Origin of the sequence: Shewanella pealeana ATCC 700345, from assembly GCF_000018285.1 — a bacterium.
GTDB lineage: Bacteria > Pseudomonadota > Gammaproteobacteria > Enterobacterales > Shewanellaceae > Shewanella > Shewanella pealeana.
In genome coordinates this window covers 3036685-3059491 of the sequence record NC_009901.1, presented here as the reverse complement: position 1 = coordinate 3059491, position 22807 = coordinate 3036685, and the positions used below count along the sequence as shown (strand labels likewise).

Annotated in this window: 22 protein-coding genes; 15 read left to right on the top strand and 7 right to left on the bottom strand. The window is 43.5% G+C overall.

Annotation, left to right across the window (positions count from 1 at the left end; all coding sequences use genetic code 11):
* Positions 1 to 56 precede the first annotated feature (56 nt).
* A complete protein-coding gene (locus SPEA_RS13280) occupies positions 57 to 713 on the bottom strand; it encodes a nitroreductase family protein (RefSeq protein WP_012155738.1) in 657 nt (218 codons plus the stop codon).
* 246 nt (positions 714 to 959) lie between these two features.
* Between SPEA_RS13280 and SPEA_RS13275 the strand changes: the two genes are divergently transcribed.
* Positions 960 to 1448, top strand: coding sequence for a low molecular weight protein-tyrosine-phosphatase (locus SPEA_RS13275; protein ID WP_012155737.1), 489 nt, complete (start codon positions 960 to 962; stop codon positions 1446 to 1448).
* Between the two features lie 134 nt (positions 1449 to 1582).
* Here SPEA_RS13275 and ylqF read toward each other — a convergent pair whose 3' ends face one another.
* Both ylqF and SPEA_RS13265 read right to left on the bottom strand, forming a co-directional pair.
* Entirely contained in the window at positions 1583 to 2521 is a 939-nt protein-coding gene (ylqF, locus tag SPEA_RS13270; protein ID WP_012155736.1) for a ribosome biogenesis GTPase YlqF, read from the bottom strand.
* Between the two features lie 117 nt (positions 2522 to 2638).
* Positions 2639 to 3478, bottom strand: coding sequence for an isopenicillin N synthase family dioxygenase (locus SPEA_RS13265; protein ID WP_012155735.1), 840 nt, complete (start codon positions 3476 to 3478; stop codon positions 2639 to 2641).
* Between the two features lie 445 nt (positions 3479 to 3923).
* Between SPEA_RS13265 and SPEA_RS13260 the strand changes: the two genes are divergently transcribed.
* On the top strand, positions 3924 to 4826 hold the full coding sequence (locus SPEA_RS13260; protein WP_012155734.1) for a bifunctional methionine sulfoxide reductase B/A protein: 903 nt from the start codon (positions 3924 to 3926) through the stop codon (positions 4824 to 4826).
* A gap of 75 nt (positions 4827 to 4901) precedes the next feature.
* Here SPEA_RS13260 and SPEA_RS13255 read toward each other — a convergent pair whose 3' ends face one another.
* On the bottom strand, positions 4902 to 6461 hold the full coding sequence (locus SPEA_RS13255; protein ID WP_012155733.1) for a SulP family inorganic anion transporter: 1560 nt from the start codon (positions 6459 to 6461) through the stop codon (positions 4902 to 4904).
* 130 nt (positions 6462 to 6591) lie between these two features.
* Complete coding sequence (gene rne / locus SPEA_RS13250; protein WP_012155732.1) at positions 6592 to 9846, bottom strand: ribonuclease E; 3255 nt, start codon at positions 9844 to 9846, stop codon at positions 6592 to 6594.
* 597 nt (positions 9847 to 10443) lie between these two features.
* Between rne and rluC the strand changes: the two genes are divergently transcribed.
* Together rluC and SPEA_RS13240 are read left to right on the top strand one after the other, a co-directional pair.
* Positions 10444 to 11403: a 23S rRNA pseudouridine(955/2504/2580) synthase RluC gene (rluC, locus tag SPEA_RS13245; protein ID WP_012155731.1), complete on the top strand. Its 960-nt coding sequence runs from the start codon at positions 10444 to 10446 to the stop codon at positions 11401 to 11403.
* Complete coding sequence (locus SPEA_RS13240) at positions 11400 to 12047, top strand: HAD-IA family hydrolase (protein ID WP_041410963.1); 648 nt, start codon at positions 11400 to 11402, stop codon at positions 12045 to 12047. The genes rluC and SPEA_RS13240 overlap by 4 nt, the downstream gene beginning before the upstream one ends.
* Positions 12048 to 12248: 201 nt before the next feature.
* Here the strand turns inward: SPEA_RS13240 and SPEA_RS13235 are convergent, their stop codons facing one another.
* Together SPEA_RS13235 and SPEA_RS13230 are read right to left on the bottom strand one after the other, a co-directional pair.
* Positions 12249 to 13607 carry a sensor domain-containing diguanylate cyclase gene (locus tag SPEA_RS13235; protein WP_012155729.1) on the bottom strand — a complete coding sequence of 453 codons (1359 nt, stop codon included), beginning with the start codon at positions 13605 to 13607 and terminating at the stop codon, positions 12249 to 12251.
* Positions 13608 to 13788: 181 nt separating this feature from the next.
* Positions 13789 to 14370 carry a Maf family protein gene (locus tag SPEA_RS13230; protein WP_012155728.1) on the bottom strand — a complete coding sequence of 194 codons (582 nt, stop codon included), beginning with the start codon at positions 14368 to 14370 and terminating at the stop codon, positions 13789 to 13791.
* 272 nt (positions 14371 to 14642) lie between these two features.
* On the opposite strand from SPEA_RS13230, the gene SPEA_RS13220 reads away from it, so the two are divergent.
* The 11 genes from SPEA_RS13220 to SPEA_RS13170 all read left to right on the top strand — a co-directional run bounded on the left by SPEA_RS13220 (position 14643) and on the right by SPEA_RS13170 (position 22798).
* Positions 14643 to 14843 carry a hypothetical protein gene (locus SPEA_RS13220; protein WP_041410960.1) on the top strand — a complete coding sequence of 67 codons (201 nt, stop codon included), beginning with the start codon at positions 14643 to 14645 and terminating at the stop codon, positions 14841 to 14843.
* A 412-nt stretch (positions 14844 to 15255) separates the two neighbouring features.
* Positions 15256 to 15780 (top strand): 23S rRNA accumulation protein YceD, encoded by a 525-nt coding sequence (gene yceD, locus SPEA_RS13215; RefSeq protein WP_012155727.1) that lies wholly within the window; start codon positions 15256 to 15258, stop codon positions 15778 to 15780.
* A gap of 17 nt (positions 15781 to 15797) precedes the next feature.
* Positions 15798 to 15968 carry a 50S ribosomal protein L32 gene (gene rpmF / locus SPEA_RS13210; protein WP_012155726.1) on the top strand — a complete coding sequence of 57 codons (171 nt, stop codon included), beginning with the start codon at positions 15798 to 15800 and terminating at the stop codon, positions 15966 to 15968.
* Between the two features lie 15 nt (positions 15969 to 15983).
* Complete coding sequence (gene plsX / locus SPEA_RS13205; protein ID WP_012155725.1) at positions 15984 to 17012, top strand: phosphate acyltransferase PlsX; 1029 nt, start codon at positions 15984 to 15986, stop codon at positions 17010 to 17012.
* Between the two features lie 10 nt (positions 17013 to 17022).
* Entirely contained in the window at positions 17023 to 17982 is a 960-nt protein-coding gene (locus SPEA_RS13200) for a beta-ketoacyl-ACP synthase III (protein ID WP_012155724.1), read from the top strand.
* Between the two features lie 77 nt (positions 17983 to 18059).
* Complete coding sequence (gene fabD / locus SPEA_RS13195; protein ID WP_012155723.1) at positions 18060 to 18986, top strand: ACP S-malonyltransferase; 927 nt, start codon at positions 18060 to 18062, stop codon at positions 18984 to 18986.
* Positions 18987 to 18995: 9 nt separating this feature from the next.
* Entirely contained in the window at positions 18996 to 19742 is a 747-nt protein-coding gene (gene fabG / locus SPEA_RS13190; protein WP_012155722.1) for a 3-oxoacyl-ACP reductase FabG, read from the top strand.
* 156 nt (positions 19743 to 19898) lie between these two features.
* Positions 19899 to 20132, top strand: coding sequence for an acyl carrier protein (acpP, locus tag SPEA_RS13185; protein WP_011496723.1), 234 nt, complete (start codon positions 19899 to 19901; stop codon positions 20130 to 20132).
* Between the two features lie 254 nt (positions 20133 to 20386).
* A complete protein-coding gene (gene fabF, locus SPEA_RS13180) occupies positions 20387 to 21625 on the top strand; it encodes a beta-ketoacyl-ACP synthase II (protein ID WP_012155721.1) in 1239 nt (412 codons plus the stop codon).
* Between the two features lie 238 nt (positions 21626 to 21863).
* Positions 21864 to 22232 carry a hypothetical protein gene (locus SPEA_RS13175; protein WP_012155720.1) on the top strand — a complete coding sequence of 123 codons (369 nt, stop codon included), beginning with the start codon at positions 21864 to 21866 and terminating at the stop codon, positions 22230 to 22232.
* A gap of 65 nt (positions 22233 to 22297) precedes the next feature.
* Positions 22298 to 22798 (top strand): acyl-CoA thioesterase, encoded by a 501-nt coding sequence (locus SPEA_RS13170; protein ID WP_012155719.1) that lies wholly within the window; start codon positions 22298 to 22300, stop codon positions 22796 to 22798.
* Positions 22799 to 22807 lie beyond the last annotated feature (9 nt).

Genomic DNA, 22807 nt, shown 5'->3' with positions numbered 1-22807 from the left:
AGCCTAGTTATACTTTAATTGTGCTTTAGTTATCCGTTGTTATCTACTCAACAGACCTAAAGGACTCGAACAACATCCTTCATGGCAAGGCGTGACTTAGGTAGAGGTGCATTATAGTCTTCCTCAGAATCATGGTAGCCCATTGCTAAAGCGACATCACATTGGTAACCACCAAGCTCTTCTTTAAAGATCTCACCAATTAACTCGTTATCAACTCCTTCCATTGTCGTGGAGTCGATACCTAAACGAGCAAGGGTATGCAGTGTATTGCCTAAGGCTAAATAGGCCTGAGACTTAGTCCAAGCAGCGTTGTTACCCGATTCATCGGTATTTAACTCGACGAAAGCAAAAGCGCCAAATGCTTGCTCTCTGTCTTCAACTCCCATACGGCCATCGGCAATACCTTTATCGATAACTTTTGCGTAATCTTCACGCGTGTATTTAGGGTTGTGAGCGAAGAGTACGATATGTGATGCAGATTTAATATGCGGCTGATTAAATTGAAACTTGTTGGCAAAGGTATCATGCATGCGCTGCTTAGCTTCGTCGCTCTCAATTACAATGAACTTCCAAGGTTGTGAATTGATAGAAGAGGCCGAAAGGTTCATTGCTTGGTAGATCACATCAAGATCAGCTTGAGGAATACGCTTAGACGCATCATAGCGCTTTGTTGTATAACGGCTTTGAAGATCAGCAATAATAGGGTGAGTCATATATGTATCCTAGTGAACAAAGGTGAAGCAAAATTAAGTTGTGGCTATCCTACATCGAACAGCATCTTCGAAATACAGTGTTTTAGTTGAATGATTATCAAGTTTTTATTGATAATGAAACTAGACAGTAGCTATGTTTATTTTGATAGCTATCTGAAGTGGAGGGACAAGATAAATGTTACTTTCACAGATGTATGCGAAGATGGCTCATATCGGCTGATATTTAGCCATGATTAAGGTTTTAGTATGAAACAAATTTCCTCGGTTCTATTTGTATGTATGGGCAACATATGTCGCTCTCCCTCTGCAGAAGCCATGTTCAGATCAAAATCTCTAGCAGCTAGTTTAGATATTAAAATCGATTCAGCGGGAACGATTGCTTTTCATCAAGGGAATTCTCCGGATAAACGATCGATTGCAGCAGGTATTAAGCGAGGTTTAAATTTTGATGGCATGAGAGCTAGGCAGGTTGAGCAAACTGACTTTGCCGATTTTGATTTGATTCTTGCTGCGGATAAACAAAATCTTGAGGACTTGAAGCGAATATGTCCCACAGAGTACCAAGCTAAATTGGCGTTAATTTTAGATTTCTGTGATTTTGACTATCACCAGAAAGCCTATACTGAAGTACCTGATCCATTCTATGGTGCAGGCGACGGTTTTGAGTTAGTTCTGGATTTACTTGAAAACAGCTGTGATCAGCTTGTAAGACGCATCCAAAGAGGCCGTTTGTAACTGGTGAGTGGGTATAGAGAGGCGAGGAGCTAAATAAGCAGTGTTTGTTGCTATTAAGCTTTACTCAGTAAAAGGAAGAGGATTAGATATTAAAAAGGCGCCGTTATAGCGCCTTTTAGTTATTGAAACTGAGTTTAGCTTAAACGCTTACCGGAACGCTTTAAACGCTCTTGTTCACGTTTAGCTTCCTCTTTTGCTTCTTTCTCTGCTAATAGTTTAGCCACTTCAGCTTTTTCGATTTCAGCCATTTCAGGCGTCTCAAGCGACAACTGGCCAATTCTTCCTGCGCGAAAATCATGTAGTAACACTTCTGATGCCTTATGTAGATCGATTCTTCCACCTGGGCGCAGGGCGCCGCGGTTACGGCCAATCGCTTCTAGTAGCTCAATGTCTGTGTCAGGCATCTGCTTGATTTTGTAACGCTCAGCAATCGCTTCTGGATAGGCCGTAAGGAAATACTCGGCTGCAAACATGGCAACATCTTCATACTCCATCGCAGTATCTTTAATCGCGCCAGTGACTGCTAGGCGGTAGCTGCTCTTTTCATTATCGACTTTTGGCCACAAAATACCTGGGGTGTCAGAAAGTACGATACCGTTACGTAAGTTGATGCGTTGTTGGGTTTTAGTTACCGCAGGCTCGTTACCCGTTTTCGCAATCATTCTACCGGCTAGAGTATTGATAATGGTAGATTTACCCACGTTCGGGATCCCCATAATCATAGTACGAATATCTTTTTCGATCTTGTCGCGGCTTGGTACGAACTTACGACATAAATCAGGGATTTTTTTAACCTGTCCAGCTTGTAATGTAGTAATTGCCATCGCCTTTACGCCTTGCTCGCGCTCGAGGTATTCAATCCATCTTTGCGTTGTTTCTGGATCGGCTAAGTCTGATTTATTCAGTAGTTTAATACATGGTTTATCACCACGTAGTGTTTGCACCATAGGGTTTTCACTACTGTAAGGGATCCTTGCATCAAGCACTTCGATCACTAAATCGACTTGAGGCATTACCTCTTCGATCTCTTTTCGTGCTTTGTGCATGTGTCCTGGATACCACTGAATTGCCATGTGTGCGCTCTACTATCAAATTACTAAATTAAGGGGATTTTACCTTGTTCTGCTTAAGTTTAACAAACAAAAAGCGCCCTAAGGCGCTTATTGAGCTCTTATTGAGTGTGAATGAGGCTAAATTACCCCTAATTCTCTTAATCGTTCCATCAGGTAGCTGTCGGCAGTGTATTTATCTGACAATTTGACTTCAGGGTTTGGGTGTAAGAAAAGTGGTAACGACAGGCGAGACTTTGTCTTGTCCATGCCTTTAGGGTTAATGACACGGTGACTCGTCGATGGAAAGTAACCGCCAGAGGCCTCTTGCAACATATCACCAATATTGATGATCAAATTGCCAAAGTCGCTAGGGACATCTATCCAGTTTCCGTCCTGTAACTGTACTTGAAGTCCGGGCTCGTTTGCAGCGGGAAGTACGGTTAATAGGTTGATATCTTCATGAGCTGCGGCTCGAATCGCGCCTAACTCTTCATCGCCGGACATTGGTGGATAATGCAGTACACGAAGCAAAGTGCGCTGACTATCTTGAATCATTTTTGGTAGTTCGATTGAAAACTTCTGTTTTACTTCAGCTGGAGAATGCTCTTCAACCCATTGCAATAACTCAGAGGCTAATGAGTTAGCATTATTGTAATACTTTAAAATATTGTCTTTTAAAGATTCTGGAATACGTCCCCAAGGATAAACGTGAAAGTATTCTTTGATGTCTTTAACGCTATGCCCTTTTGCTGTTTCTGAGATTTCAGCAGGGAAGAAGCCATCTTGTGTTTCAGGCTTAAACAGGAATGCACGTTTTTCTTCGGTATTAAAAAACGCGTGCCACTCTTGATAAATGGTCTCAACCAATTTCTGGTCAATAGGATGGTTAGTTAATACGCCAAAGCCTGTTTCACGCAGTGAAGCTACAAATTTCTCAGCGGCATCCGTGGCTCGATAATCGATTGTTTCTAATGTCATCTTGATTCTTCTTATTATGAAACCCGCGGTAAGTTTAACGAGCTGAAACTGCTGAATCAAACGTGAGTGAGCTAGATCACGCTTCTGATTGTTTATACAAATGAATAGTCCTACTTTTTAAGGGGATAACTGACTAATAATGAGCTACTTAGTAGGCAACATTAGTTTGAAAGAATTTATCTAAAAATGTCTCTTTTTGCTCGGTAGGCTAAGGTTTTTATTACCTCTACTATTAAGTTATTACTTTTTGCTTTGATTTAGAGTGGCCTCACACGGGTTAATTGAGTCGGTAAAGAGTAAGATTAAGCAAATCTAGAAAGCTTTTGTTAACGTATCGGGTCTATTGTGCAGTGCTAGTCGTGAACGGCTTGCTAAGCAGCGGGTGATCAGCTTCAGAATTGATTAATTTTAAGAAGACAGTTGTAACGAGTTCAGAGAGGGTGATATGCGAGAACTAACCGAATATGAGAAGCATGTGATTGAAGATAAAGGCACTGAAAGGCCTTTTAGTGGCGAATATAATCAACACGATGCTCAAGGTGTATATTGTTGCAAGAAGTGTGATGCCCCCTTATATCGCTCGGAGAGTAAGTTTAATGCCCACTGTGGTTGGCCGGCATTTGATGATGAGATTGCAGGCGCTGTGAAACGAAATATTGATGCTGATGGCATGCGAGTTGAAATTGTCTGCGCTAAGTGCGACGGTCATTTAGGCCATGTTTTTGAGGGCGAGCTCTTAACGCCCAAAAACCTTAGACACTGTGTTAATTCAGTATCTATGACCTTTAGGCCTATAGAGCAAGAGACAAATGAGACTAAGCTCGAGTTGGCAACCTTTGGTGGCGGCTGTTTTTGGTGTATCGAAGCCATTTTTTCAGCGATTAAAGGCGTAACAAAAGTGACTTCCGGTTATGCTGGTGGAGATAGCCATGATGCGAATTACAAAGCTGTATGCAGTGGCAATACCAACCATGCTGAAGTGGTGCAGATTGAATTTAATCCAAGAGAAGTCAGCTTTGAAAGCTTGCTGGAGGTCTTTTGGCAAAGCCACAATCCAACCACACTAAACCGCCAAGGCAATGATGTGGGCCCGCAGTATCGCTCGGTGATCTTTATTCATAATGAGCAACAAGCCTTGATCGCGAATAATATGATAGATGACTTAACAAGAATAGCGGCATGGCCGGACCCGATAGTGACTCAAGTGATTGCTTATGATGGCTTCTTTGCTGCTGAAGATTATCATAATGATTACTATGAGCTAAACGGTGAGCAACCCTATTGTCAGATGGTAGTGAAACCTAAGGTCGACAAAGTTAAGGCGCTGTTTGCGGATAAATTGAAATGAGCGACTGACTCGAGTTTACACATAATAAAAAAGACAGGCATAGCCTGTCTTTTTTATTGTTAAGCTTAATGCTATTTACGAGTCTAGCTTATCGTCAGCAACTTTATAGTGAGGATCTTCAATTAAGTTAACCTCAACCAAGTCACCCGCTTTAGCGAGAAGTTCTTTACAGTCGTTGCTAAGGTGACGTAAATGCAGGCGCTTTCCGCTGCCTACATAACGTTCTGCTAGCGTATCGATAGCATCAAGAGCCGAGTGGTCACACACTCGCGAGTTTTGAAAATCGACAATCACATCTTGCGGATCGCTCTTAGCATCAAATAGCTCTAAAAATTCAGCAACTGAACCAAAGAAGAGTGGACCGTTTAGCTTGTACACTTTCCAGCCGTTTTGATCTTCGCTGATTTCTACGTTGATGTGTTTTGCATGTTCCCAAGCGAAAACCAAAGCAGAAACGATAACACCAACGAATACAGCGAATGCAAGATCGGTAAATACGGTCACAATAGTTACTAGGACGATAACGAATGCATCGTGCTTAGGTACTTTGCGCATCACTTTAAAGCTGGCCCACTCGAATGTTCCCAGTACTACCATAAACATCACACCAACAAGAGCTGCGAGTGGGATCATTTCGATAAATGTCGAACCGAACAAGATGAATGCGAGCAGAGCAAGTGCTGCAGTAATACCCGATAAACGTCCGCGGCCACCTGAGTTGATGTTGATCATCGATTGACCAATCATAGCGCAACCACCCATGGCGCCAAAGAAACCGCTGGTGATGTTACCCACGCCTTGACCGATACATTCTTTGTTGCCACGGCCACGAGTTCCTGTCATCTCATCAATTACTGTTAGCGTTAATAGTGATTCAATCAAGCCAACAGCTGCCAGGATTAGCGAGTATGGAAGAATGATATAAAGCGTATCTAAGCTGAATTCAACAGCAGGGATAGAGAAGGTCGGTAAGCTACCAGCAATCGTTGCATTGTCATTACCACTCATAGACTTGAGGAAGTCGAGTACGGTACGAGTATCAAGATTAAAGAAAGTAACCAGCAATGTAACCGTTAAAATTGCGGCTAGTGATGACGGGATTGCAGTTGTCAATTTTGGTAAAAACTGAATGATTGCCATTGTTAAAGCAACAAGTCCTAACATGAGGATTAGTTGATTTTGAGGTAACCAAGTCATCACTCCATTAGCGTCTGGGGTTTGGAATTGACCTAACTGAGCAAGGAAAATAACAATCGCCAAACCATTCACAAAACCTATCATTACAGGGTAGGGAACGATTCGGATAAATTTCCCCAGTTTAAAGACGCCTGCTGAGACTTGAATTAGGCCCGCAAGCACCACAGCTGCAAAAAGGTATTGCACACCATGCTCTGCAACAAGGGCCACCATAACAACGGCCATAGCACCTGTTGCACCAGAGATCATGCCTGGTCGGCCACCAATCAGCGCCGTAATAAGGCCCATAATGAATGCTGCGTATAAGCCAACCATAGGCTCAACACCCGCAACGAATGCAAATGCAACAGCTTCAGGAACTAAAGCTAAGGCTACGGTAATACCAGAAAGTAAGTCAGCTCTATGGCTGGCTGTTTTGTGACGAATAAGATCGAACATTTAGCCTCTGTTAAATATTTGTTTGTGTGGTAATAATTATTTGCCGCGAATACTAACAAAATCACGGCTGTTTGAACATAAAAAAGCCATGCATAAATGCATGGCTTTTAGACAAAACAGTTAACTTAATTTAAGTACGAACTGTTTCTGAATTAGCACTGTTTGCCGTTCTAGGCTTAGTTGCTTCAGCTGACTCTGAGGCTGAATATTGGCGACCCATAGGTGTAGCAATATTCTCTCTGTTTTCAACTGTTGGCTTGGTCGTATCTGACATTACCATCGAGCCAAAGCGACTAGCAGGTTTGGCAGCAACAGGCTTGGCTTCGACAGCGACTTCAGCAAGCTTAGGCTCTGTAACCTTCGCTTCAACAACTTGAGCTGGCACTTCTACCGATTTCTCGACATTAGGCGTGATTGCTGCAGGTTTTGCCATTGGAGCAGAAGCTGTTTTTGACGCTGATTCAACTTTTTGTGCTTTAGGTTCGCTCGGCTTAGCCTTGACTTCAACTGTCGGCTCAACCACAGGCTTAGCTTCGACTGTCGGCTCAACCGCAGGCTTAGCTTCAACTGTTGGTTCAACCACTGGCTTAGCTTCAACTATCGGCTCAACCACTGGCTTAGCTTCAACTATCGGCTCAACTACAGGTTTAGCTTCAACTTCAGGCTTAGCTACTGGGGCTTCTGCAGCGATCTCAGCTTTAACAGGTGTGGCTTCAACAGCAATCGCCTCAGTCGGGGCAACAACAGGAGACTGAGCTTCGCTGGTCGACTCGGCTTTAGCTACGACTTGAACATCAGCTATTGTATCAGTTTTAACTTCAACATTAGCCTCAGTTGGTGCAACAACGACAACGTCAGAAGTGCTTTCAACAACAGTTGTGACAGGATCTATCGCAACAAATGCTTGGTTATCTTCATTTTGCTGAGCAGCGTCTCCATCACGACGACGGCGTTGGCCCGCTGCACGTAAGTGGCGAGGACTACGACGGCTTCTACGTTGGCCTTCACGTGGCTCACGAGTATTATCTTCGGAAGTAGTTTCTTCAGTTGAAGCTACATTTTCTTCTGTCACAGCATCTGCTGTAGTTTCAACAACAGGCTTCGGCGTTTCAACAACTGGCGTAGGCACTTCAACAGGTGTTTCTACAATGGCTTCAACCTGACTCACTACTTCAGTTTGTTCTGCAGCTTCAACCGCTTCAACTTTAGCCTTAGGCTTACGAGGTTGACGCTTTGGACGTGCAGGTTTGTCTTCGTTAGTCACACTAGTTGGTACCGGAGTATCAACTTTAGCGGCTACCGCTTTGGTTTCTTCAGTCTCGTTAGTCACACGCACTTTACGGCGCATGTTACGACGCTGGCGACGCTCACGTGCAGCTTCTTGCTTTGGTTGCTCGTTCTCGTTGCTAGCCTCTTGACGAGAGCGTGGCTTATCGGCACGCGGTTGACGCTTACTCGTGTCTTCCTGAGCCTGTGAACGGTCATCGCTTTTATCGCTGCGACTGTTCTTGCTACGCTTGTCTTTAGCTTGTTCGCTGTCATTGCGGCTATCGTTTCGGTTATCGCTGCGATTTTCGTTGCGATTACGGCGAGGGTCATTGCGACGATTGCTATTACGACGGTTATTTGTGCGGCCTTGATTACCGCGACTGTCTTTATCTTGCTTCTTAGTTTCAGCTTTTGGTTCTTCTTTTGAGCCAAATAGTGAGCTAATTGCTGCAGCAATTTTAGCGAAGAAACCTGGCTCTTCTTTCTTTGGTGCAGCAGGTTTAGTTTCAACTACTGGCGCTTTCTTTGGCGTAGAGAAACCTTTTAGTGCTGGCTGTGGAGCGGCAGCTCTTTCAAGCTTACGTGGTTCGTATAGCTTAGACTCTTCTTTCTCAAGTAACTTGTAGCTAGATTCACTGATCTCATCATCTTTACGATGACGAACAACACGGTAATCTGGTGTTGTCATATTTGGATCTGGAATGACATACACTTCAACGTTATGACGCTTTTCAGTGATGCGAATCGCTTTACGCTTTTCGTTAAGTAGGAAAGCGGCAACATCAACAGGAACAACCGCTTCAATTTGCGATGTGTTCTCTTTAATTGCTTCTTCTTCCATTAGACGAAGAATAGATAGTGCTAGAGACTCTGTACCACGAATAGTACCTTGTCCATGACAGCGAGGGCATAGGTGCGCAGCAGACTCTTCTAGCGAAGGACGTAGGCGCTGACGCGACATTTCCATCAAGCCAAAGCGTGAAATACGACCTAATTGTACGCGAGCGCGGTCATGATGAACGGCGTCTTGCATACGTTTTTCAACTTCACGTTGATGGCGCACAGGCGTCATATCGATAAAGTCGATAACAACCAAACCGCCTAAGTCACGAAGACGCAATTGACGAGCAATTTCGTCTGCCGCTTCAAGGTTTGTATTCAGTGCTGTCTCTTCGATATCGCCGCCTTTAGTTGCACGGGCAGAGTTAATATCGATAGAGGTTAGGGCTTCTGTCGGGTCGATTACGATTGAACCACCAGAAGGAAGGCGCACTTCACGTTGGAACGCAGATTCGATTTGTGTTTCGATCTGGTAATGTGTAAATAGTGGTACTTCAGCGTCATAGCGCTTAATACGTTCAACAAAGTCTGGACGAACAAGAGAAACGTGCTCTTTTGCTTGTTCATAAATGCGTGGGTGGTCAATTAATATCTCACCAACGTCGCGACGTAAATAGTCACGAATAGCACGAACAATTACGTTACTTTCTTGATGAATTAGGAAAGGAGCTGGTGCACCTTCTGCTGCTTCTTTAATTGCAGCCCAGTGGTGTTGAAGTACCTTTAAGTCCCACTTCAATTCGGCTGGATCCTTACCCACACCAGCGGTGCGAACAATTAGACCCATACCCTGTGGCACTTCAAGCTCGGCAAGAGCGGCTTTAAGCTCTGTACGCTCATCACCTTCGATACGACGTGAAATACCACCTGCACGAGGGTTATTTGGCATTAGAACTAGGTAAGAACCTGCAAGACTAATAAAAGTAGTTAGTGCAGCACCTTTGTTGCCACGTTCCTCTTTATCAATCTGGATAATAACTTCTTGGCCTTCTTTAACCACTTCCTTAATGTTAGGACGGCCTTGGAAAGAGTAACCTTTAGGGAAGTATTCTCGAGCGATTTCTTTAAGTGGTAGGAAGCCGTGACGCTCAGCACCATAATCAACGAAAGCCGCTTCAAGAGACGGTTCTACTCGTGTAATTGTGCCTTTGTAAATGTTGGCTTTCTTTTGTTCATGGCCTGGGCTTTCGATATCCAGATCATAAAGTTGTTGCCCATCAACAAGGGCTACGCGCAACTCTTCAGATTGAGTCGCATTGATTAACATCCGTTTCATGATGACTTAATTCTTCTATATAAAGGTCATCAAACGATACAAATTTCACTGCATTACGGGCCTAGGATCACTAAACGGGACCTCTCGGTCGGTCTCTAGGCAAGGTGCGCATTGCTGTTAGACGCATTCGCTGCGTGTCGCATCCTATTTATGGCTTATTTTTTTATGTTTATAAAAAACAAGGAATTCGTTGTTAAATGTCAACCAACCCCATAAATTCTAAAATACTTTCCAGTAATGCCAATTCGAAATGGTAGCGTCTGACGACGAGTTAAAATTATTCTTCGAAATTGGGGCGTTTACAGAAGAGAAACCAGTTGTAAGTTGGGTTTTCGTTTTGATTTAATCGTGAAAGCGCATGTACTGGCTTTTTTATTGATACAACGACCTGTAAATCAATGATTTACTATCAAACCTAAAACATTTTTAGTCTCATTCTGGAACGTAATATAACGCTGATTTGTGAACACTTTATTCACTTACTATCGGCGTTAGCGAGGGAAATATAGCAATATTAGATAAAATCAGCAAATGGAAAGGCACAATTCTTTTGAGTTGTTGTACAATGCGTGGCAACGAAATACATAACGGCGCAGCATGAATACTCCATCTCAAAAAGCACAAGTTCAATTGGTCACCATTGATGAAGACCACGTTGGACAACGAATCGATAATTTTCTTCTGACAAAACTCAAGGGCGTACCTAAAAGTATGATCTATCGGATCGTGCGTAAAGGTGAAGTTCGAGTCAATAAAAAGCGCATTAAACCTGAGTATAAGCTAGCCGATGGGGACATCGTACGAATTCCGCCTGTTAGAGTGTCTGAAAGCGAAGGGCGTCCAGGTCCTTCTGCTAAGTTGACGAAAGTGTCTCAGCTTGAAGAGCGGATCCTTTTTGAAGATAAATATCTTATCGTATTAAATAAGCCATCAGGAATTGCTGTTCATGGTGGCAGTGGTGTTGAATTTGGCGTGATTGAGGCTATGCGCTCTTTACGCACTCAGCAAAAGTTTTTGGAGTTAGTTCACAGGCTCGATAAAGAAACATCGGGAGTGTTACTTATCGCCAAGAAGCGTAGTGCACTAAGACATCTACATGATCAACTTAGATATAAGAAGATGCAAAAGGACTATGTCGCGCTGGTAAGAGGCGAGTGGCAGAGTCACGACAAAGTGATTAAAGCACCGTTGCTTAAGTTAACACTGAAGTCTGGTGAGCGAATAGTTCGCGTTAATAAAGAGGGTAAAGAGTCTGAAACTCGCTTTAAGATCCTACAGCGTTATGAGGATTCAACCTTAGTGCAGGCGAGCCCTGTCACAGGCCGTACTCACCAAATTCGTGTTCATTGTCAATTTGCTGGGCACCCAATAGCGTGTGATGAAAAATACAGCGAACAAAAGTTTGATGACTCTATGCGAGCACAGGGTTTAAATCGCCTGTTTTTGCACGCAGCGCAGCTGAAATTCACCCATCCTGAGACGGAAGAGGTGATGCAAGTTAAAGCACCATTAGACACAATACTCGAATCAACCTTAAAGAAGTTAAAGAAAGTATGAAGCCTTACGAATTAGTCATCTTTGATTGGGATGGAACCTTAATGGATTCCATCAGTAAAATTGTTACTTGTATGCAGCAGATGGCTCACTCGCTATCTCTTGTTTGCCCATCAGAGTTGGCGGTACGGGATGTGATTGGACTATCGATGGAAGAGGCGTTAAAAACCTTATATCCAGCTTTGCCTACAATTGATTTCGACCCCATGATTAATTCGTATAAAGAGCATTACTTGACGCTTAATACCACACCAAGCCCATTGTTTGACGGTAGTGAAATGCTACTGAATGAGCTGAGTACACGTGATTATCGTTTAGCTGTTGCTACGGGTAAAGGGCGCAACGGTTTGAATCGCGTGCTAAGTGAAACTGGATTAGCAAGGCATTTTGAATCGAGTCGATGCGCCGATGAGTCAAAGAGTAAACCAAATCCAGATATGCTCTATGACTTATTAGAAGAGCTTAAGGTTAAGCCTGAACGTGCGCTTATGGTTGGAGACTCTCTTCATGATCTCAATATGGCAAATAATGCAGGGGTTGATTCAGTTGGCGTGAGTTATGGGGCTCATAGTGAGTCAAAGCTATTGTTAGCTAAGCCAAAGGCTATTATCCATAGACCATTAGAGTTACTTAACGTATTAGCCTAGAACCGCTGTTTTATCGCTTAAACACCATTAATTGTTAGCTGGCTATGTGATGTGCGTTGGAGCGAGTAACAGAATCTTTACCACCTTTAGCGCTTAGTATTCGGTTAAGCATTGGTATGTAGGCGTTAGTGTCAAGTGCCCTGCATATCGAAATCTGATGGCGAGATGCTACAAACGAATGCATAAGAAAACTTGGTATTATTAGCGACCGGGTGCGCCTTGTTTGTATTTAAACATTTCATTATCGGCCTGATTTATGAGTGAAGCTAATTCCGCAGATGTGTCATCGACTAAGTGAAGTCCGATACTTGCGCTAATTTTTATCTTGTGACCACCAATTGAAACCTGAGTACACAATGCATGTTGCAGTTGTATTCGCAGATTATCGAGCAAGACTTGTCCATTTAATGTGGCGAGCTGTTGCTCAAAAGTTTTGATTAAAATAAATTCGTCCCCACCAATTCGGGCAACAGTATCACCTTGTAAGCTCGCACGAGTTAATATTTCAGCCACTTCGATGAGCACTAGGTCGCCAATTTGGTGGCCATAGTTGTCGTTAATTGATTTAAAATGGTCAATATCTAAATAGGCGATGGCGACAGTTGGGCTAGCATTTTCTTCCACTTTAAGTAACTTCTCGAATTGGTAAAATAACGAGCGCCTGTTGGCTAGCCCCGTTAGGCTATCGTGATTTGCTATATACTCTATTCTGCTCTTAGCTTGTTCAAGCTCAGTAATATTATGAGCCGAAACGATAGAACCCTGTATTTGACCGTAGGCATCGAAGTAAGGATTATGGTGAACATCTAAGAAAATCGGCCTTTTATGGTTAGGTGGGTGGACCCAAATTTGAGTTTTTATCTGTTCTCCTCGAAAGCAACGATCGAGTAGCGGTTTTATTTGATTTTCAAATACGTTTCTGCCATGTAGTTCGAAAACACTCTTTCCGATGATCTGCTCTTGAGTTAAGTTAAATAGTGACTCATAGCCTTTCGATACAACACGGTAAATATAGTCGGTATCGACAAATGACATATACTGCTCTGATAAAGCGATCATCTTCTGTCGCTGCTCAAGTTCTTGAGTAATGATATGCCGCTGATATTCAACCCCAATTCGCTGGGCAACGAGTCTGAAAAACTCATTTGATTTACAGTCTTCTTTTTGCGGTTTCGGATCAAGTACGAAGATATGGCCGATCATTCCTCCCTTTTCGTTTAATATTTGCTCTGCTTGATAACTGTCTGCGCCAAGTGTTTTTATCAAATCAAAATTGGGAAAGAGCTTCTGAAGGTCGCTGTTAAAGATCAAGTGGCATTGATTGTTCTGGTAAACCTGCTCGCAAGGGGAACCTTTTAGTTCAAATTCAAAACTAGGTAAATTTTCATTACCATCGAAAAAAGCAATTATTTCACCGTATCCCTCCTGAGCGGAAGGGCGGCCAAATCCTGCCCAGCGGCAACCGGTCACTAAGGTTAACGCCTTTAGGGCGCGAGCAAAGAAGTGTTCATCTGTATAAGGTGCAGCGAGTAGGGCGAGCGCTTGTTCTATGTTGGTCATATCCCTGTCCCAGATGCATATACAGTCAGTTAATCCATAAATCAGAGCTAATTCAATTGATGTTAATGTTATTATTCACTTAATTAAGCTTGCTAACGAGCAAGATTAATTTACTAGCACTAATTTTAGTAGAGCAGGGCTAAATTTGCTTTTTATTTACTCTGAATCAACGTGGTTGGTTTTACAGAACATGGATGCCTTGATCTGCTAGCAGATCGATGAGAGAAATCAGCGGCAGGCCGATCAGTGTGTTTGGATCTTTACCTTCTAACCTTTCAAATAAGGCGATACCAAGGCCTTCGCTCTTAAAGCTGCCTGCGCAGTAAAAAGGCTGCTCGATGTCGACATAATTACTGATTTGCTTTGAAGTTAATGAGCGAAAGTGGACGGTAAAGGGCTCTACAATAGCATCAACAGAGCCTGTCTTGGCATTATGAACGGCAAGGCCTGTGTAAAAGGTAATAGCTTGACCACTGGCCGCAGTTAACTGTGCGATGGCTGTTTCACGGTTGAGTGGTTTACCAATGATCTGGTTGTTTATTACAGCGACTTGATCTGAACCAATAACAATCGCGTTAGGGTGGAGCTTTGTTCCTGCCTCAGCCTTAAGTTTCGCTAATCGTAAAACCAGTTCGATAGGGGACTCATTATCAACTGGTGTCTCATCTACATCTGGTGAGCAGCAGCAAAACTCCAATTCAAGTTTTTTAAGGAGTTGCTGTCTAAAAGTCGAAGTTGAAGCTAAAACGATAGGTGCGGACATAATGAGGCCTTGTAATATGCGCGAACTACTAAAACGCCAGTTAAATTCGCTAGTAACAAATAGTGTATTGTCACTAAAGTTCCCGCAGTGTAGCAAGTCTTATCGAGATAATTTCAGCCCTTTTCGCATCGGAATAACTCTTTGCCATGTGATTGAATACCTGAGCTTACAAGAAACTTGTAGCTTGATTGATATGAGCCAACTGCATTCAGCTTGCGTACAGGCCTTAAACCGTATTCTGTGTTGGAACTTAGACTATGAGGAACAAGGTTATGTTTAAATTATGGCTTGCGATTTTAATTATGTTGTCTGTAGTCGTTCACTTAAGTGGCGATGTGAGCCGTCCATTTTATCCGACCATTCTATTTGCAATGGTATTAGGAGCACTCGCACGTGAGGGCATTGCGCGGCTTGACCATGTTGTCGTTCACTGGGCCTCTGGCTCGAATCATGTCAATAAGGGCGAAAATTAGCCTTATAGTTTGTAGTGTGAAGCTGACTCTCTAGCCACATGCCGAGCACCGACAGGTTTAAATCTAGCGTGACTACCATCTTATTAGATAAGTTGAAGTGAAATTTCAAATATTCAACAGCTTAAGTTAAAGACGCTGGTGTTGTAATAAAGTGACTTATTTAGAGTTAAAGCAGAGCTAGCTAGCGTAATTTATAGAGCCACTTTATTAACAGCATCACAAAAATAGAATCGGCCGATGGAATTACGAACACTTAAACACATTTAGTGGCGAAATATAATGTATTGGCGGCTTTGTTTCTTGTACAATGTGGTTACCTAACAACTCACTTAGCTGAATCAAACAGGGGTTATGCATCTTGAACGTACAAGAGTATTGACTTCTGCTAAAATTCACCTAAAATGCGCGCCTTATGCAAACAGTAAAGATACCGGTTTCAATTGATCCCGTTCGCGCTGCCAGTAGCCAGATGTCTTATGAAGGCTTGGTGCCTGGTAAGCAGTTAAAGCGATTAAATGAATTATGTGCCGGCGACTGTTCTGACGTGGTAGTGTCGCTTGAATGCGGCGTAGATTTACAGGGGATAGTCTACCTTAACGGGAAGGCTGTGACGGAGCTCACTCTGGATTGTCAACGTTGTATGACACTATTTACCACTGAGGTTACGGTCGAGTTTAGTTTTGGACTTTGTAAGACTGAAGCTGAAATCGATGAGCTCCCGGATGCGTATGAGCCTATTGAGTGCAATGAAATTGGCGAAATTCGTCTGCATCAATTGATCGAAGATGAATTGATAGTCGCTATGCCTTTGATTGCCATGCATGAGAATGAAAATTGTCATCTTGGTAAGCAAGATATAGTAGTAGGCGAGATCGAACCCGCTCAAGAGGAGCGTCCAAATCCGTTTGCAGTGTTAGAAAAACTGAAGAGCAAGTAATCTAGGAGACAGGGCCAATGGCTGTACAACAGAATAAAAAATCTCGTTCTAAGCGCGGTATGCGCCGTTCACACGATGCTTTGAGCACAGCTCAATTATCAGTGGACGCAACGAGTGGTGAACTTCACCGTCGTCACAACGTGACTGCGGACGGTTTTTACCGTGGTCAAAAGGTTATCAACAAGTAATTTGTTGAGACCCTGATGACAAATCTGACGCTTGCGTTAGATGCGATGGGGGGCGACTTTGGTCCCCGCATCACAGTGCCTGCATCTTTGCAGGCACTTCGCTTAAACCCCCTCCTAAAAATCGTACTAGTGGGCGACAAAACCCAGATAGACGAATATATAGCATCTGCCGAACCAGCGATAAAACGTCGCATTGAGATTAAACATACGACCGAAGTGGTCGCTATGTCCGATCGGCCCGTCCATGCCTTAAGAAACCGTAAGCAAAGTTCGATGCGTTTAGCGATTGAATTAGTGCGTGACGGTAAAGCACAAGCATGCCTGAGCGCAGGTAATACTGGTGCATTGATGGCGATGTCTAAAGTGCTACTAAAGACCTTGCCCGGGATCGACCGCCCAGCACTTGTAAGCTGTTTACCCGCAGTTAACAACACGCCTGTTTATTTGCTTGATTTAGGTGCCAATATTTCCTGTGACTCTGAAACGTTATTTCAATTTGCGGTGATGGGATCGGTACTCTGTGAAACAGTCGATAAGACGGTGTCACCTAAAGTTGCATTACTCAATGTGGGCATTGAAGAAATTAAAGGTAATGATCAGGTTCAACAGGCTGGTCAGTTACTGCAACAAATTCCTCAAATAAACTATACCGGTTTTATTGAGGGTGATGAGATTTACTCTGGTAATGTAGACGTGATTGTTTGTGATGGCTTTGTGGGTAATATCACTCTGAAAACCTCAGAGGGCATTGCACGCTTGTTGATCCATCAACTTAAAAAGAGCCTAAGTGACGGTTTTTTTGTCAAGATCCTCGCTAAAATCATCGCTCCACGTATTCGTTCTTTGTTAAATCAGATGAACCCCGACCACTATAATGGCGCAAGTCTGATAGGATTGCGCGGAATTGTAGTAAAAAGTCATGGGTGCGCAGATGAAGCTGCTTTTTTACAAGCAATTACTTTGGCAGTAACCGAAGCGCAACGTCGACTCCCACAGATGATCGAAGATCGTCTAGAGTCGATTCTTTTAGACATTAATAGCTGATAAATTCCTTATGCATACAAAAATTCTTGGCACTGGTAGTTATCTACCGGTGCAGGTGCGCAGTAATCTCGATCTAGAAAAAATGGTCGAAACCACAGATCAATGGATTGTGGAGCGCACGGGTATTTCAGAACGTAGAATCGCGGCAGCGGATGAGACCGTTGCGACCATGGGGTATCAAGCTGGGTTAAAAGCCATTGAGATGGCTGGTATCGAAGCTTCTGAAATCGACATGATCATTTGCGGTACGACTAGTGCGAGCAACGCATTTCCGGCAGCAGCATGTGAAATTCAGGCCATGTTAGGCATTCATACTGTTCCTGCATTTGATATCGCGGCGGCTTGTTCTGGTTTCGTGTATGCATTATCTGTTGCGGACCAGTTTGTGAAAACTGGTGCAGCTAAAAATGTACTCGTAATTGGTGCCGATGTGCTTTCACGTTTGTGTGAGCCAGAAGACCGCTCGACGATTATTCTATTTGGTGACGGCGCAGGTGCTGCTGTCATCGGTCGTTCTGACGAGCCAGGTATTATTTCAACTCATATCTTTGCAGATGGCCGTCAAGGGGATCTGCTCAAGTGTTCTATTCCGCCGCGTAAAGGGGAAACCTCTGAAGCTGTGGGTTATATGACGATGAAGGGCAATGATGTATTTAAAGTTGCCGTGACTCAGCTATCTCATGTTGTGACAGAGACCTTGCGACATAATAATGTAGACAAGTCTGAAATTGACTGGCTTGTGCCACATCAGGCGAATTTTAGAATTATTAAAGCAACCGCCAAGAAGCTCGATATGAGCCTAGATAAAGTCGTCTTAACGCTGGCTAAACACGGTAATACGTCAGCAGCCTCAGTGCCTATCGCACTAGATGAAGCGGTTAGAGACGGTCGTATTCAGCGTGGTCAATTATTATTGCTTGAAGCCTTCGGTGCAGGGTTTGCCTGGGGAAGTGCTTTAGTTCGTTTTTAATTATTGTCTTAGATATAGTCTTAGATAAGGTCTTATTGATAACAGTCAAAAGACGTCGATTTAAAGGGTAGGATAATATGGAAAATACTGCTTTTGTATTCCCAGGACAAGGTTCTCAAGCATTAGGAATGCTAGCCGAGTTGGCCGAAGCGCATAGCGTAGTCGGTGAGACTTTCGCTCAAGCAACCAGTGTTCTTGGGTACGATTTATGGGCTTTGATTCAGCAAGGCCCTGTTGAAACTCTAAATGAAACAGATAAGACACAGCCTGCACTATTAGCTGCGAGTGTGGCTATTTACCGTGCTTATTTGGCATCGGGTAAAGGTTTGCCAAAGCTTATGGCAGGTCATAGCTTAGGTGAATACTCAGCATTGGTTTGCGCAGGCGTTATTGATTTTGAAGCGGCAATTAAATTGGTTGAGCTACGTGGTCAACTAATGCAACAAGCCGTGCCTGCAGGCACTGGTGCTATGTTTGCAATTATCGGTTTAGATAATGATGCTATCGCAAAAGCTTGTGAAGAAGCGTCAGAAGGCGCAGTCGTTAGCCCTGTTAACTACAACAGCCCTGGCCAAGTGGTTATTGCAGGTGAAAAAGCGGCTGTTGAACGCGCTGCAGCACTTTGTAAAGCCAACGGTGCTAAAATGGCGGTTTCACTGCCTGTAAGCGTGCCGTCGCATTGCCAATTGATGAAGCCTGCTGCCGATAAACTTGCCGTAGCACTTGAAGCGATAGAATTTAATGAGCCAGCGGTTACCGTTATCAACAATGTTGATGTGGCTAGCCCTAATTCTGCTGCTGATATTAAAGATGCTTTGGTTCGTCAACTATATTGTCCGGTTCGTTGGTCTGAGACTGTCGAGTTGATGGCTATCGATGGGATCACGAATCTGTTTGAAATGGGACCTGGTAAAGTTTTAACGGGTCTAACAAAACGTATTAATCGCTCGCTTTCGGCACAAGCTGTAAACGATGTGGCTTCATTAACGGCGTTGACCGAATAAGGAAATCTGATGAGTATAAGTTTTGATTTGACTGGTAAAGTAGCCTTAGTTACAGGCGCTAGCCGTGGTATTGGACGCGCAGTTGCTGAAACATTAGTTTCAGCTGGCGCAGTCGTCATCGGTACCGCGACCAGTGAGCGTGGGGCAGAAGCGATTCAAGCCTATTTAGGTGATAAGGGCCACGGTCTAGTTTTAAACGTAACAGACGCAGACTCTGTAAAAGCATTGTTTGAAACGATCAAACAAAGAGCTGGTGATGTTGATATTTTAGTCAACAACGCAGGTATCACACGTGATAATTTGTTAATGCGAATGAAAGATGACGAATGGAATGATATCCTAGATACTAACCTAACATCTATCTTCCGCACCTCAAAAGCGGTGATGAGACCAATGATGAAAAAGCGTCATGGACGTATTATCAATATTGGCTCAGTTGTAGGTACAATGGGTAATGCAGGGCAGACAAACTACTCTGCAGCTAAAGCGGGTCTGATTGGATTTACAAAATCTCTTGCAAGAGAGGTTGCATCTCGTCAGATTACAGTTAATGCTATTGCCCCTGGATTTATCCAGACAGATATGACGGATGAGCTGACGGAAGACCAGCAACAAGCTATTATGTCTCAGGTACCAATGGAAAGACTTGGTCAGGCGCAGGAAATTGCTCACGCAGTCCTCTTTTTAGCGTCGGACTCTGCTGCTTACATTACGGGAGAAACTCTCCACGTTAATGGTGGCATGTACATGGTTTAAAGGGAACGGCAGACTGTTATCGCCCTAGGGTGATCTGCATCAACTGCAGGCTTGATTGTGGTTAGACCACGAAATTTGAGCTTGCAATGTCTGCCAAATTCAATAAACTACTCGCAATCTTGCGCAAGTGCGTAATTTGAATAGGAAAGAAAACTAATGAGCAACATCGAAGAACGTGTAAAGAAAATCATCATCGAGCAACTAGGTGTTAAAGAAGAAGACGTTAAATCAGCAGCATCTTTCGTTGACGATTTAGGTGCAGATTCTCTAGACACTGTTGAGTTGGTTATGGCTCTAGAAGAAGAGTTTGACACCGAGATCCCTGATGAAGAAGCTGAGAAGATCACTACTGTTCAAGCAGCGATCGATTACGTTTCTAAGAATCAGTAATCTAGAATTCTTGAAAACAGGCGGCATTTTTGCCGCCTGTTTTTGTTTCTAGCTGCCGCTGGTTGAAGTACATTTTTTGCTTTTGAATTATTCGATTTACCCTAAATACTTATTGACCTAGATAAGTATTATTCCAACCAGAACTGGCACATGCCCTTTGAAACCGTATTTTCAAAAACAGGGTATAGGTATTGGTAGTTCAACCTCTTTGTAGCTATCATCATTATTCATTTTTAAAGTAAAAAGGTGACCGCGTGTCTAAACGTCGAGTAGTCATAACGGGCTTAGGCTTAGTTAGCCCTGTGGGAAATACAGTTGACTCTTCTTGGAAAGCACTTGTTTCAGGTAAGAGTGGTATTGCACCAATAACCAAATTTGATGCAAGTGAGTTCACAACGCGTTTTAGTGGTTCTGTTAAAGACTTTGATGTCGAGCAGTACATGTCTCGTAAAGACGCACGTAAGATGGACCTGTTTATTCAGTACGGCATGGCTGCCGGTATCCAAGCTGTCGAAGACTCAGGTCTTGAGATGGATAAGCTTGATCCTGCACGTGTAGGAACAGCCATTGGTGCGGGTATGGGCGGTATGCCGCTTATCGAACAAAATCATGCAGCTCTATTAAAGGGTGGCCCTCGCAAGGTATCGCCGTTCTTTGTTCCAAGCACGATTATCAATATGATAGCTGGACACCTTTCAATTAAATACGGCATGACAGGCCCGAACTTTGCTGTGACGACCGCTTGTACTACTGGTGTACACAATATCGGTTTTGCGGCGCGTACCATTGCTTATGGCGATGCAGACGTAATGGTTGCGGGCGGCGCAGAAGATGTTACTTGCCCATTAGCCGTAGCAGGCTTTGGTTCTGCAAAGGCACTTTCAACACGTAACGATGACCCACAAGCGGCAAGTCGCCCTTGGGATAAAGACCGTGATGGTTTTGTTATTGGTGACGGCGCAGGTGTGATGGTTGTTGAAGAGTACGAGCACGCTAAAGCTCGTGGCGCAACGATCTATGCTGAGTTAGTCGGTTTCGGCATGAGCGGCGATGCGTTTCATATGACATCACCACCTAGTGATGGTGCTGGCGCGGCTGCTGCTATGGTTAATGCCATTAACGATGCTAAAATTGGCCGTGAAGAGATTGGTTATATCAATGCTCATGGCACTTCTACTCCTGCTGGTGACAAGGCGGAAGCCGCTGCCGTTAAGTCAGTATTTGGCGACCATGCCTATGACTTACTTGTGAGCTCAACAAAATCAATGACAGGTCATTTGCTTGGCGCTGCAGGTTCAGTCGAAGCCATTATCACGATATTGGCACTAAAAGATCAGGTTATTCCACCTACGCTTAACTTGGATAATCCTGATGAAGGCTGTGATTTAGATTTTGTTGCTCACACTGCTCGCGATTATAAGTTCGATTACGGTCTATGTAATTCGTTTGGCTTTGGTGGCACCAACGGTTCGCTACTGTTTAAGAAAGTGTAATTAGTTAGTACGCCGAGTTAATTTAAAAGCGCCTAAGGGCGCTTTTTTTGTGGCAGCAAAGACTCGATATTTGAAGTGTTTCACATAATTTTGAGGTTATATTAACAGTGGGTATCGGTAAGATTAACCTTAGTTAATCTGCTGATAAGGCACTAGAATATACTTGTTTTTAGGCAGATACTGCTGACATTAGCTCAAGCGATGAGCTCAATACAGATCTTACCTAAGGGACACGAAAGTGCTTAATCCAATTGTTATTCCTATCATGCCTGTTCTAGGCATCATTACTGCTAATATTAATGAGCTTATTCGCGGTGAATCAGCTGCACGTTTACCTCAACTGCAGTTAGGTGTAAAAACATTTAATATGGCGGTAGCTGCTTTTAGTATTGTTTGGTTTGCACTCTTGATAACAGCAATTGATGTTAGCAATGCCAATAGTGTTATCGCAGGTATTGAGGTCATGGGACTATTTTTAGCGGGTATTGCAGCATACACCCTGTTTAATGGTGGTAAGTACTTTGGCGCGACAACACAACTGTGGGTTTATCGATTAGCTTTACCTGTTGTTCTAAGTGGTAGCTTTTTAGTCGGTCAGTTTGGCTAAAAGGTGCTGATGTAAAGAATTTGGCGTAAGATACTCAATAGTCAGTAAATGCATTGAGGTCCAATATGGCCGGTTTAGAAAGACAGTTAACACTGAGGTTCTTAGCAGAACCTGCAGATGTAAACTTTGGCGGTAAAGTACACGGCGGCGCCGTGATGAAATGGATTGACCTTGCGGGTTATGCTTGCGCTGCGGGCTGGAGTGGCAAGTATTGTATTACTGCTTATGCAGGCGGCATTCGTTTTGTTAAACCAATTCATGTAGGCAATATCGTTGAGGTTACGGCTAAAGTCATTTACACAGGCAGAACTTCGATGCATTTAGGTGTTGATGTGAAAGCGGGCGACCCTAAGTTTCAAGATCGGCATCTAACTACCCATTGTGTGTTAGTGATGGTTGCTGTTGATGATGATGGTCAACCCACGGAAGTCCCTGATTGGAAGCCTGTACTACCAGCCGATATTGAGCTTAGAGAATCAGCTATTCGCCTGATGGATATGCGCAAAAAGATTGGCGCAGAGATGCAGGCGCATGTGGATCTGCAACCGTCTTTGCAAGATTCCTAATGTGAGTTG